This is a genomic window from Paraburkholderia sp. EG304 (assembly GCF_046543485.1).
GTDB lineage: Bacteria > Pseudomonadota > Gammaproteobacteria > Burkholderiales > Burkholderiaceae > Paraburkholderia > Paraburkholderia youngii.
This window is the reverse complement of sequence record NZ_JBKGUA010000095.1, coordinates 1-12,383: the sequence shown is the minus strand read 5'-3', so window position 1 is coordinate 12,383 and position 12,383 is coordinate 1. Positions and strand designations below refer to the sequence as shown.

The window sequence follows — 12,383 nt, the reverse complement described above, 5'->3', positions numbered from 1 at the left end:
TCGCTTGACCTTCGCGATCCGATTCAATGTCTCGTCCACTTTAGTTCCCACCAAATTATTTAGCGGGAACTAAACTACCAACCGGTTCGCTCAGCCGTCGAGAATGGCCGTCATGAGCCGCTTACGTTGAATCTGCGCCTCAACCCAGAGCAGGTCCGCCATCTCGATAGCGTGGCTGTAACCTCACTTGGTTTGCCACCTCATATCGAGGCTGCCCTGGCAGCAAACCTCGCGGTCTTGCACACCCTTCAAGCACAGATCAGGGTCATCGAGTCGATACTTCATCGCGAAGCAAAACTGCGTCCCGAGTTCGCGATCCTCAAAACTGCGCCCGGTATCGGAGTCACACTCGCGACCACGATCATGCTGGAGACGGGCACCATTTCCCGCTTCCGCACTGTCGGCCAGTTCAGCCCGCACTGTCGGTGCGTTGAAAGCAGGCGCGTCTCGAACGGCAGGAAGAAAGGCGAAGGCAACGCAAAGAACGGCAACAAGTATCTCTCCTGGGCCTTCATCGAGGCTGCTGCTGTTGCCATGCGCAGCTGTCCGCAGGCCAGACGCTTCTATGAGCGCAAAAAAGCCCGGCGTATGCCCGTGGTCGCTATGAAGGCACTCGCGCACAAGCTCGCGCGCGCGGCTTTCTACATGTTACGAGACGGCAAACCATTCGAGGTGACCAAATGCTTTGGCTAGATCCGGCGGGGCCGTGAGCCCGGTAAATTTGTTGGCGTGAACCCAAGCTAGTGATTGGGCCACGCGCTTCCGCCGTCCCCAAATCAGCGATCGCTGGGATGCCCAGACCATGAGCCGAAATGAGCCTGGCACGCTGACGCAGCAATCCGATCATTGGTGAATACTCCCGTGGACACCGGTCTGGTACCAATGGTTATCTGGGGCTCTCCGATGAGCCACGGGCGAAAGCCAGGACACCGGCCCTCGCCTTGATCCCGATGGATGACTTGTGCAGACCAGTTCTGCAACCGGGCGAGCGAAAACCGGACGCATGCCCATGCGCGTCGACGTCGTGGGGACGACTGAAACTGTTTCGCTGAGCAGGGTAAAGCCTGGGGGAGAGCATTTATCCCTTGGTCTCGGCCTTTCAATGGATGACAGATTTATTACGTCCTACGCAACTGTATGGCGTGCCGGTGTCGATCGCCGATGGCATCGGCGCTGTCGCCGTAATGGTCTTCATCTCGCTGGTTCTCGGGTACGGTTGGAAATACCTGACCGCTTGGCACGCGGTGAAGACGGAATTTGAGCATCCGATTGCTGGCTGCTTGTTCGGAACGGCAAAAGAATGTCGGCAACTGCTTTCGGGTCATCAACTTGAGGCCAGTGGTTAAGCGGCAGAAGGTGAAGTTCGGCGTGCTTGAACTGTTTGGCTAGGTCTTTGGCAACACCTACATTTAGGAACGGATCGCCTTCACCCCAAATCAGGGTCACGGGCATTTCGAGGCTTGCCAGTTGGTCCACTGCTTTGCGGTTCTCCTCAACGTTCTTGTTCAGGTCTCCGGTCATCAAGTTAAATCCACGGATCGAATCGAGTTTTTCGAAGTTGTCTTCGATCATCGGTAGCAAACTGCTCTTCAATTTTGTTCGGATTTTTTCAGGCGCATCCGCCACGAATTGGTTGGCCTGGTAGCTCAACAGCCAGTTCCGTAGAGTCGTGTTGCTCATGACTGCTTCGGCGGCGGGCTTGAGCCATCCAGTAGAGCTCAGTCGGATCAACTGCGGCAGCTTCAGGGTCGGCGTATCGGCGTAGTAGGTGTTGAGCAGGACGATCGCGCTGACACGGTCTTGGTGCTTGCGTGCGTAGTTGATCACCGCCGGGCCACCTGCGTCATGTGCCACTGGAATGAAGGACTTCAGGTGCAATGCGTCGGCGACCGCCGCAAGATCGGATTCCTGCTGGTCAAATGAATACTGGAAGGTGCCTGATTTTTCCGAATCTCCAAAGCCTAGGAAATCAAACGTGATGACACGTTGGCCGCGCTCGGAAAGGATGGGCGCCAACTCGTCATAAATTCGATGGTTGTCTGGAAAGCCATGAACCATGACCATTGCCGGCGCCGCACCGGGATAGTCTTTCACGTAGATGGACTGACCTGCTTTCTCGATGCGAAACTCGTGGACCCCGGTCTTCCCGGTGGCGCCAGTGATGAGATTTTTACGCTGTTCCGTGAGTTGCTCCAATCTGTGAATGTGTCCGACAGGTTTAAATCGCCCTGAGGTGCTGCTTCACATCCTCCAGAATCGCCGTTGAAGCGTCGGAATCTTCAACGACTCTTGACATCGTTACGGCCCCAATCATGGCCGCCACTGCGAACACAGCGGACGACCTGGCGGCCTTTGGCGGCTGACCGCCCATACGCTTCGCCAGTACATCGACCAGCTCTTCAAAACCTTGCGCGGCGGCTGCCCGCGTCTGCTCATCAGCCCTGGCGAGTTCGCTCCCCATCGCTGCCAGCGGACACCCGCCTGTCTGCGTGTCGCGGTGGTCCTCAGAGACATAGGCATTGACGACAGCGGAAAGTCCGCTGTCCGCATCGCTATCTAGCGCGGCGGCCTCGAGCCCGTCGATGACCTCGGTCATCGACTGCAAACACGCTTCTGCGACCAATTGATCCTTCGACGAAAAATGCCGATAAAACCCACCCTGCGTGAGGCCTAACGGCAACATCACGTCGTTCAATCCCGTCGCCTGGATGCCGTGGAGCCGGAACTCTCGCGCTGCGGCCTCGACAATGCGACGGCGGGTATCCGCTGCTTCAACCTTGGATTTGCGCATCAGTTTGCTCCGTGTCGTTTGTGGGTGGTCGCTAACCATCTTATTTAGATGGTAGGTAACATCTAAACAGAAGTCAAGAAAGAAACCTGCGGGATCGCGGTCTTGGAACTGCAGGAGCACGAGAGGGCACGGACCCGCCTAGCGGCTGCCGTCGGATTTCAGGCGGAGAAAGTAGCCGCTGCGGCGCTTTTATTGCGATGCGCGCAGCAAGACGAGCCCGAAGAGCATCCTATTCGAAGGCCTGCAGTCCCTTCACTACGGCGGGGCGCTGCGCGACAGCCTGAAACCACCGCATCAGGGCCGGGTGATCTGGCCACTGAATATTGCCGCTGAGCGCACGGGCGATAGTGAACGCCGCAATGTCGGCAAGCGAAAACGCATCGCCAGCCATGAATGCCGTCGACGCCAGGAATTGCTCCGCGCCGATGAGTGCAGCTCTTGCTAGTTCGTTGCCTTCACGCGCGAGCGATTGCAGCGAGGCCGCTGCACAGCGATTGTCGTCTATATCGGCGGGACGCAGTCACCACTGTCTGGAAGTCTTCGCGCCGACGCAAGCGCGCGCTGTCGCCGAGCGCGGTCTGGCTCACGCCCGTTCACTCCCGCGGGGAAGTGAGCGGGCGCGGCTCGAAATCCAGTTGCTCACTGCTCGGATGGTATCGCTGGCAAGTTCGGGCAATCCATGCCCAGCGTCGATGGAACAGGACTTCGAGCAGGCGATCCGGGAAGCCGAAGCGCTGTCGCTTCATGCGGAGGTGGTGCAAGGCCTCCATAGCCTGTCGTGGCTGACGCAACAGGCGAACGACGTCAAGCGTACTCGTGAAATCACGATCCGTGCCGCGACGGCGGCCCGCAAAGCCGACGCGACGACGCAATGCAAACAGCTTGCCGTTACCGGCCGGTGCCTGCTCGAACTGGAGCGAGAACTGCCGCGCGCACGAAGTGTGCTGCAGGACGCGCAAGCGCTGGCTGAACGCCTCGACCTGTGCGTCGTGGAACTGATGTGGGGCGCAGCGCTGCTTGCGCGAGCCGACGGAGCACTGGATGCCACCTCCGCGCAGCTGAACGACGCGGTATGCCAAGCGCGGGCGATCGTGGACCACTGGCGTGAATACCAGTGTCTCGTCTGGCTCGCGACCGTCGATTTTGAGAGTGGCGCTTACCTGCAGGTCATTAGGCTCGCCGGAGCAATCGGCCTTGCCTCGGGGTGCATGGGATACCCGGGCGCGCCCTATGCGGACGTGATCAGCGCGATTGCGTCGCTACGCCTGACAGGGGGCGATGTGCGCAGTGCAGGTTCGAAGGGCTCGACGCATTGCGCGAGGCTGACGACAAGCGACATCTTTGCTATGCCCTCAATGAGGTGGCGGTGATTTGTCTCGACTTCGGAGACAGCGACCGCGCAAGCGTGAATGCACATGAAGCGCTGCAGGCAGCGAAGGTTCTCAATTCACCGACGGAGAAAATCGTTGCGACAGCGGTAATGGTCGAGGCAGCGCTCAGCGCAAACGATATGGAAGCCGCCGAACCCTTTCTCTCTTCATTGGCGAGTTGCTGGCGAATAGCCTCGTTTCGCCAAGGATTCAGGCGGGAGTACAACGGCTTCATGCGCGCTGTCCCGCGACTACAACGATGGTTCAAACGCATCTGCATTAGGTTGCATGCAGATGCCATCGAATCCGGCGACAGCCGCTTCGGCGCCGAACTCGGACGCTTTCTGCTCCGCCGCACGCTGCGCATCTTTCCGATCTATTACCTGATGCTGGTCGTGATGTGCGGGCTGATGGCATTTGGCTTCGCGAATCGGGAACTCGCGAGCGGCATGCCGTTTCACTTCGCGTATCTTTCGAACTTCTGGATCGGCTCGGTGCTGCGCTACTGGCCGGGCCGATATTCGCACCTGTGGAGCCTCGCGATCGAGGAGCAGTTCTATCTCGCGGTGGCGCCGCTGTTGGTGCTGCTCGCGACGCGGCGACATCGAGCGGCATGTTGGGCGATCGTGGCGCTCGACCTCGCTGCGTTGTTTGCGATGCGCGCTGCGCATTGGGAGGAGATCACCATCTATACGCACCCGTTGAGCAATGTCTGGCTGCTCGCGTTAGGCGGTATTGGTGGCGGGATCATCGCAAACGATGGCGGCCGCGTGCGTGTCTGGCTCGGTCATGGCCTGACGCTGTTCATGCTGAGCCTCGTCGTGATCGGTTTATGCGCGACGGAGCCCAAGTGGAACGTTTTCGATGATCCGTGGGTGTTTACCGCGATCAGCGCGACGTACGGGATTGGCATTGCGGCGCTGGTGACTTCGATCGCGTGTTGCCGCAATGCCGCCGTGATGGGTCTGTTACAGACGCGTTGGCTCGCCGCTCTGGGGCGTATCGTTACGGCTTTTATCTGTATCACAACCTGATCCCCGACCTGACGCGTAACCGTCATGCCGAAGCGTTGTTTGGGGGCGCCGTGCCGGCGTGGGCACATGCGCTGAGTACAGTCGCGTCGTTTGCGATTTCGCTTGGTATTGCAGTGCTGTCGTGGCGGTTGATCGAGGCACCGATTTGCGAGTAAAGGCGCGCGGCGGCTCGTCATTGAAAGCCTCCGCTCAGTAATGAATTGTCAGCGGCTCCGGGAAGTTCTGCGTGAGCGAGTAGGTGCTTTCGGCATACCAGCCTTTTACCGTGTGGAGTCGGTCGAGACGACTGGTGTCAGGCGCGCACTGGCCGTATCTTACGTACGACCGAAGCGTGACGTCCGTTGTGTGGGTGTCGGCCGCCACGTACGCCGTCGCGTCAGCACCCTGCCTCGCGACTATCGAAGGCCTTAATATGTCCGATGCATCGCCGCCCGCCGGAACGACCGGAGGGCCACTGCAGTCCGTAGTCGGATATCCAAGGGAAGATCCCGACTCCCCCCATTGATACCGGGATGCAGGATACTGGCCCCCGCTGTCAAACGGCCGCGAAATCGGTACGAGAATGGTCGCTCCGCTAACATGCAGAACGACGCCTGGCAAAAAACCGAGTGTGACCACTGGCCCGACATTCTTTCCTGTTGCGTCGAAGACCTTCAGGACGCGATGTTCCCCTCGTTCGCCCGTTTCCCGGCCATCGGAGCGGTTGCCGTCACCTCCGTACGACAGTGACGTTATACCCGAAGCGAGCAAAACAGCCACAAGCGATTTGCGCATTTGAAATCTCCCTTGGCGGTGACGGGGTCAGGCGGTCCCAAGGTCCGCGCTCCTTGCCGCCGTCGAGTAGTGCTACCTTCCGGCACGCCAGTCCGATGTACAAGTCGAAAGAGTGGCTGTGCCAGATGTTAGCGATAAGTGCAGAGTCAAGCTGACATAAGGCGCCAATTAGCGACTTTTACGTCGCAATCCTGAGTAAATTTTTTGAAATAAGGAGTTCGCTTGAGAGTAGCGAACACGGCAATCGGGCCTTGGGATGTCATGACCTGCACCAGCTCAATCAGGCAAGGCGATATCCGCGAGTGTCAGACGCACCGGCAATTGGTTGTGCTGGCCTAGCTCCACCACATGGAAGCTCTCCACGTCTGCGTGAGGGGTAGCTTGGGACCCGGCTTGCACACCGCCGTTGCACGGCGTGTTTGTCTCTGGACCCTGCGTCAAAGACCAGCCGCCTTGAGAAGCCTAGATGGCGAAATGTCCAGCGCATCAGCAATCCGGATGAGGTTAAGGATCGACAGATTGCGCTCCCCGCGCTCGATTCGCCCCATATGACTTCGATCAATTCCAGTTGCGTGCGCAAGCGCTTCCTGGGAGACCCCGAATTCCTGACGGCGCGCGCGCACTGTCGCGCCGATGGCCGCCAGATGTCCCGAATCGTCCAGTTTGACCGATACCCTTTGCATCCTACGATGGTCGCGGTATGATGACCATTTGGCCACGGCATTTACGACCCATTTCTCCAATTGCTGTTGGTCTTCCGGATCTTTTGCATATGTTTTTGATTCAGGCTGAGAACGTCCTTCCGCTTCAATCGGCAGTGGCTGGGGCAGAGGTGTGCGGTAGCGGAGCAGTGGACTCCGGGTGACCTGCTGGTCCTACGCGTGGCGAGTACAGGGGCTCGGGAGATGCCGAGCGTGATCTGGATGGATCTGACGTCCGGTGCAGGTTCACTGGACCAGTTCGTTGACGGAGAAGCCACAGTACGTGGGGCCGCGCTGGTGAGCACGCGGCTCTCACGGCCGGCTGAGGAGTGGTACCTCGAACCGCTCAGCGAGATCCGCATCGACGCGACGGAATTCAGTGAGCAGGACAGGAAACTGTTTTCGGTGACGCAATTCACCACGGCAGCAGGACGCAAATTCTCAGTCCCATATGCCGTGGCGACGCGCCCGGCGCGCGGCAGGCGAGTTTGGCGCGCGAAAGCGCAGGGGGCCCAGGCCGACTGCTGAGCGGGGCTGGCAGTGGACGAGCATCGGCACGCGAGGTCGGGCATGGCCATTCAGGAAATGGACAGGGGTGCGCCGCGATCATCTGGTTCGGACTGATCCCGTGCTTGGCATAAGTGCGCTGGCAGTCGGCACGAAATTGCAGATGCAGCTAGCCGCAATGTGCAGGCCGGACGCAGGCTGGCCGGGATAATCCGCCACTTATCACGGGAAACCGCCCGCGCGGGCCAGCCCTTGCCCTCCGCTCACCGGGCGGGACGGCTGACCGGCACTCCTGCACGGGCCGCGTTGATGCGCCGGATGCATGGTGGCAAGCCCGGCGCGAGGTGTTCTTTCGCGTTAGCGTCAACCGTGAAAGTTGCAGGGAAACCGGCGTCACGACCGGCGACGCGCGTTCGGCCTGCGTGGTCCAGTCACGGTGAGCTAGATCACGACCTTCCTGCCGGCAGTACCAACCAGGAATTATTCGATGTTAGTGACGAATACAGATTGGGCTGATCCCGCCACGCGGGATCTGGCGAAGTCATATCAGGCCTGGAAGTGCGTGGCCTGGACCTGTGAGACACTGAACTTCTGGGTAATCGTGGATAACGACGCGCCTGACGAGCTGGACGGCTGTCTGATCGTCGGCCCGAAGGCGCTTCAGGACGCCGTGGAGGAACTCGAGGCGGGTACGTTCGCCGTCTATGTGCTTGACCAGATCGGGAAGGGAGGGGCGCGCCTGTGCCCGGTGACCGGTTTGTGGCGGGAAGGTGACGCGGCGGATGACGCGTTGTTCTGGTACGCCAACGACCTGGGCGAACTCAGGCCATGCACGCCTTCGCAACTGCCGCCGCGCGCCAAGCTTGAACTGGCCGTCCGGCTGGTTCCTGAAATGCAGGTCGGTGCATCCTGCACCTGAGTCTGGCGGCCCATGATAGCGGGCAGCGTTGCAAAGATGCAGCCGTCGTGCCGGGGTTCGTGAACGACCTGCGGGATCTGCTCGCCCTGGCCGATGTGTGGACACGGCCATGTGCATGATTCATTCGACTGCCACGTCGGCCATGCGCGCGTGCTTGCGAGTCTGCGCGGCTAGGCGCTGAACCTGCCGGGCGCGAGCGCACCGGCGGATCTGCGCTGGGAAAACCCGGCGTTTGATCCCGCACTGGTAATCGAACTCTGAGCAGCGATCCCGCGCGCGCTGCGACAACCAGGCAACCGTCGGTCTGCCCGGCGGCGCGGGAATGCTGGACGCTGCGGTAGACACCGATGACCGGCCGCCGTGTCACCGGCCCGCCAGTGGTGGGCTGCGTCGCGGACCATAAGGAAAGCATGAGCGAGATCGAAACACTGGTGGAAGCGGCGTTCGGGCTGAAGGCGGACATTGAGCAGACTGGCTTCCGGGCGATCGGAGCTTCCCCCCGACGGGTACAGGAAGTCCTGACGGGGCAATGCTGCTGTCCTGGCGGTCGACCCGGACGGAGTCATCTGCCGGGGCGCACGCCAAGCGCAGCGCAGGTCCGGAACCTCGACGCGATGCGCGTCCGCGCAACAGCGGCACCGGATGACACGATCACAAGGAAAGGCGAATGCTTCGAATCACCATTGAATTGCTGCCCGGTGGACGGGAAGACGGAAAGCGGGTCATCGCGACGGCGGACATTGCGCGCGTGAGTTCCGGGGCTCTTGCGGATTACGGGGTGGCCCTGGACGATGCGGTGCTCGGACAGGTTGGCGAGCGGGCCACGGTGCGCGGGTATCCCCGATGGGCAGGCAGCGTATGGGATCTCGTTGCGCGGTGCGTTGCCGCCGCCCTGAACCCGGGACGCGAAGCATTACCGCCGCGACCCGCGCCACCGCAGGTGACGGTTCGCATGAATGCCGCAGGCTACCGTTACGTACGTCTCGATGAGATTCCTGAACCAGCCAGAACTTACTTCGACAAGACGCTGGCCGGTTCTGGCATTCCTGACCACGGCTGTGCGTTTGCGCACGACTGGTTCGACTTCCTCAACGGCCAGCGCTGATGTCAGTGACGCCGCTGACCACATCGAGTATCTGCAGCGATTGGCCGCCGACAATCAAGGCATCGGCTACCTATTGGGCCGATTCCGCCGTCCTGAACGACGTGCGATTTCTCGGTTGCTGTCGGTGGACAGCTCTGCGCTCAATGGCACTCGCACACAGAGCATGAAGCTGGAAGGTCGCGTGATGCATGACCATCGTGCGATCGGTGCGAGCGAAGGTGGACGGTTCTGGCCGGAGCACGCTGGCCGAGCACCAAATGGCGCGGGGCTGGCTGAAGGAGCAACTGGCGGAGCCCTTTGGAGGCTGCGCCGTCGCGTGAGCCATCACAGTGTCAAGCCACCGCCGGTGCATCTACGCTACAGGACGATCCGATCAACGCGCCGTTCGTGAGCAACCTGCGGCCCCTGGTCGGATCGGCCGATCTGTGGATTCTCGGCCACGTGCATGATTTGTCCGGTTACCGTTTTGGCAATCCGCGCGGCTACGCGCTGAACCGGTTGAGCGCGAGTGCACTCGCCGACCTGCGCCGGAAAAACCCGGCGTTCGATCCCGGGCTGGTGATTGAAATTTGAGCGACCATCTCGTGCGTACTGCGACTGGTAGGCAGCCGGCATGTCTGGGCCGATATTGAAGGCCCGATATGTGGCGCAACCCGTCTCGGGCGCTCTCGATCTTGACACATCAAGCGACATAGCCACCATGCATGAACCGTAGTGCCCGTAGAACATCGTCCGCTCGGTCAAGAGCCTCCATTGGTGCGACAGGCTCGTTCTCACTATCGCCCGTCCCGGCAATCCATCCGTTCGGAAAATGGAACCACGCCGCTATTTGCCATGGGTCGTATCGAGGACCAAACTCCGCAATAATTTTCCGGATAACGGGCAACGGCTGGCATTCGGTATCAAACTGATAGGCGGCGAAATGTTCCCTATTGTCGAAAGTCAGGCTGAATATGCGGCCACTTTCCTTCCATTCTCTGGCGGGCTGTTCGTTGTCAATAGGTGGCACGGCCTGGCGCGCGTTAATTTGTCCGGCAGTGAGCCACTCGGTCCGGGCCAGAATTTCCCGGTGAGCATCCGCCTCGCGACGGCGAGCGTCTGCCGCGATCTGGCGTAGACTTTTCATGTTGGAAGTCACTCCCCCTGGCGAAGATATCTGTTGATATCAAGTATGCCCGAACAGTCCTTCATAGACGTAGTGCGGAGCAGGAGAACCTTGTCACGGCCGGCGCGAGAATTGCATTGCGGGCTGCGCTCCCTGGCGTGAAACAGATTGCGATGCTTCTTTCCGATCAGCGCGAAGCCGCGGCTGACTTCTCGAAAAGGTCCCGGATTGGTTCGCAATATGGCCGTCCCGAGACGGGCAGTGTCTCAGATGATCGTTGAGGGCGTATGAATTCTGATCGACATCTCATCGCGGATAACTGGTGCGGCGATTAACCTGCGGCCGCATACAGCGGCCCCATGCCCATCGACGGGGGCCGATTCGCATCGGGCGAAAAACATTCAGTGGGTCCTGCTTTGGTCGCTCCAAGCGGCCTGTCGCCATGTGCGATGGCACACGGCCCCGTTACCATGGAAAATGATTTCGCTGTGACTTGACGGCGAGTTGCCTTCGGCACCGGAATAGAAGGCGCGGGCGACAAGCAGTAACAGGGAAAACTCATCGCTCCGGCGTTAAGCGTTGGAGAACAAGAGAGCAAGCGATTGGAACACACCAGGGAGCGCAAACGACATGGGGCAACCGACTTCGCCGAACTCGACTACGGACAGTAACTGGACCGTCACGCCGGCGGGCACCGACGAGTCGCGGACGTTGCTGAATCTAATCGTGCAACTGACGGACTCTCAGGCTGGAAAGGCGTCCCGGTAGGCGCGCTATGGATGAATGATGCGCAGGTCCTGGCGCTCAAGTTCTACTGCCATCGCGCGTCGCTGCACGTTCCGGTGCAACCCGTGGAGGTCGTGATGCCACAGGGTACGAGGTCGCACATCTACCATGGTTCTGTGCTAATTCTGGCGCGAGCGGCCCTTGAGACTTTTCTGACGTTTGCACACGTTTTTGGCTGCAGCGAGTCGGACTTGCGGCAATTTCGCCACATGACGTGGCGTTGCGCAGGCCTGCTGGACCGCCAGAAGATGCGGGCTAGCGCGCGCCGTCCTGAAAACAAGCAAAGGCTTGTGGACGAAATGGCGAGCGTCGAGACGCTTCGTGCGGAGATGCAAGCGCATGGCCGGTGGGTGCAGCACTCTGAAAAAACATGGGGCGTTTCTGAAAGGGGAATGGCGGGCAGGGCGGGGTTGGGCGGCAATCGGCGTCGAGGCCGGGTTTCATCCCGTGCTCATTCGCCAGCTCTATAGCTACCTATGCGGCTATCCCCATACGAGCTGGCTGAGCATCTTACAGATACGAGACGCACGCGAAATCTCCCAGCAGGCCTCAATGACCGTGATGGCTGTAAGTACGGTGTGTATGCTGATGAGTTTCTTCGCGCTTCACTATGTTGCGCTCTTTCCCGACGCTGAGGACGTCCTGGCCGCGCACCCAGAGGCGACGGCGTTGGTCCGAAAGTGGAATCTGCATGCCAGGCGCGCGGCCGGCCAATATGAACGCGAGTAGTGGAAAAAGGGACGAGGGCGTGAGTAAAGCGATGTCAAATTGAGGCTTGCGGAGCATTAGTTCACCCAACCGGTGCAATGGCTGCTATCAAAGTCACGCAGATTCTGCTCGATCGGTTCGCTGACGATTTCGGCCTATCCTCGGTGGAAGGGAAGCAGGTTGTGCCAGGCAATCGCACAGGTACAAGTTGGGAAATCGACGCTAAAGGCGTGGTTGAAGGAAGCGATGCCTTCCTGATCGTTGAGTGTCGACGGTACACCACTTCAAAGCTAGCACGAGAGGTCACAATCACAAAATCCGATGGCACCTCATGACACAAGAGTTCTAGTAAGTGTGCCTTCGGCTGCGCACAGGAGAGGCATTGAGAGGAGCTATGCTGAGTGGAAACTCTCAGCCGAACAATTTGACATAACCCTAATTAGCAACAAATAGTATTGTAGCGGCTAAGTTGTAATGTCCGCTTCTGGCCAAGTTCAAATGTCCGCTTTTGCGCCGCGTAAGCTGTCCTGCCGCCGGTTGTCCGGCACGGGGAGCTTCGATGGCAGTAATAGAACGGATAACG

The 12,383-nt window shown here is 59.8% G+C and carries 13 protein-coding genes and 1 pseudogene; 9 read left to right on the top strand and 5 right to left on the bottom strand.

The features are described from left to right. Positions 1-126: 126 nt before the first annotated feature. Complete coding sequence (locus ACLFKU_RS40550; RefSeq protein ID WP_410852967.1) at positions 127-693, top strand: transposase; 567 nt, start codon at positions 127-129, stop codon at positions 691-693. Positions 694-1,191: 498 nt separating this feature from the next. On the opposite strand, the gene ACLFKU_RS40545 is transcribed toward ACLFKU_RS40550, so the two are convergent. The 3 genes from ACLFKU_RS40545 to ACLFKU_RS40535 form a co-directional block, all read right to left on the bottom strand. Continuing rightward, positions 1,192-2,196, bottom strand: coding sequence for an alpha/beta fold hydrolase (locus ACLFKU_RS40545; RefSeq protein ID WP_410852966.1), 1,005 nt, complete (start codon positions 2,194-2,196; stop codon positions 1,192-1,194). A gap of 22 nt (positions 2,197-2,218) precedes the next feature. Further along, positions 2,219-2,791: a TetR/AcrR family transcriptional regulator gene (locus ACLFKU_RS40540; RefSeq protein ID WP_410852965.1), complete on the bottom strand. Its 573-nt coding sequence runs from the start codon at positions 2,789-2,791 to the stop codon at positions 2,219-2,221. Between the two features lie 229 nt (positions 2,792-3,020). Beyond that, positions 3,021-3,266: a glutathione S-transferase family protein gene (locus ACLFKU_RS40535; RefSeq protein ID WP_410852968.1), complete on the bottom strand. Its 246-nt coding sequence runs from the start codon at positions 3,264-3,266 to the stop codon at positions 3,021-3,023. A gap of 217 nt (positions 3,267-3,483) precedes the next feature. Between ACLFKU_RS40535 and ACLFKU_RS40530 the strand changes: the two genes are divergently transcribed. Next, positions 3,484-4,161: a hypothetical protein gene (locus ACLFKU_RS40530; protein ID WP_410852964.1), complete on the top strand. Its 678-nt coding sequence runs from the start codon at positions 3,484-3,486 to the stop codon at positions 4,159-4,161. Between the two features lie 299 nt (positions 4,162-4,460). Further along, positions 4,461-5,341 (top strand): annotated as a pseudogene (locus tag ACLFKU_RS40525) (acyltransferase family protein); the annotation flags it as partial. 1,065 nt (positions 5,342-6,406) lie between these two features. Here ACLFKU_RS40525 and ACLFKU_RS40520 read toward each other — a convergent pair. Further along, positions 6,407-6,652 carry a helix-turn-helix domain-containing protein gene (locus ACLFKU_RS40520; protein ID WP_176107912.1) on the bottom strand — a complete coding sequence of 82 codons (246 nt, stop codon included), beginning with the start codon at positions 6,650-6,652 and terminating at the stop codon, positions 6,407-6,409. 222 nt (positions 6,653-6,874) lie between these two features. Here ACLFKU_RS40520 and ACLFKU_RS40515 point away from each other — a divergent pair, with 222 nt between their 5' ends. The 4 genes from ACLFKU_RS40515 (at position 6,875) to ACLFKU_RS40500 (ending at position 9,774) form a co-directional block, all read left to right on the top strand. Further along, complete coding sequence (locus ACLFKU_RS40515) at positions 6,875-7,198, top strand: hypothetical protein (protein WP_410852963.1); 324 nt, start codon at positions 6,875-6,877, stop codon at positions 7,196-7,198. Positions 7,199-7,664: 466 nt separating this feature from the next. Next, the gene (locus ACLFKU_RS40510) at positions 7,665-8,096 is read left to right on the top strand and encodes a hypothetical protein (RefSeq protein ID WP_410852962.1); all 432 of its coding nucleotides are present in this window, start codon (positions 7,665-7,667) and stop codon (positions 8,094-8,096) included. Positions 8,097-8,763: 667 nt separating this feature from the next. Continuing rightward, a complete protein-coding gene (locus ACLFKU_RS40505) occupies positions 8,764-9,201 on the top strand; it encodes a hypothetical protein (protein ID WP_410852961.1) in 438 nt (145 codons plus the stop codon). 387 nt (positions 9,202-9,588) lie between these two features. Next, a complete protein-coding gene (locus tag ACLFKU_RS40500; protein ID WP_410852960.1) occupies positions 9,589-9,774 on the top strand; it encodes a hypothetical protein in 186 nt (61 codons plus the stop codon). 109 nt (positions 9,775-9,883) lie between these two features. On the opposite strand, the gene ACLFKU_RS40495 is transcribed toward ACLFKU_RS40500, so the two are convergent. Continuing rightward, positions 9,884-10,327, bottom strand: a complete 444-nt coding sequence (locus ACLFKU_RS40495; protein WP_410852959.1) for a hypothetical protein — start codon at positions 10,325-10,327, stop codon at positions 9,884-9,886. Between the two features lie 1,104 nt (positions 10,328-11,431). On the opposite strand from ACLFKU_RS40495, the gene ACLFKU_RS40490 reads away from it, so the two are divergent. Next, positions 11,432-11,821 (top strand): hypothetical protein, encoded by a 390-nt coding sequence (locus tag ACLFKU_RS40490; RefSeq protein ID WP_410852958.1) that lies wholly within the window; start codon positions 11,432-11,434, stop codon positions 11,819-11,821. 77 nt (positions 11,822-11,898) lie between these two features. Beyond that, positions 11,899-12,135 (top strand): hypothetical protein, encoded by a 237-nt coding sequence (locus ACLFKU_RS40485; RefSeq protein ID WP_410852957.1) that lies wholly within the window; start codon positions 11,899-11,901, stop codon positions 12,133-12,135. Positions 12,136-12,383 lie beyond the last annotated feature (248 nt).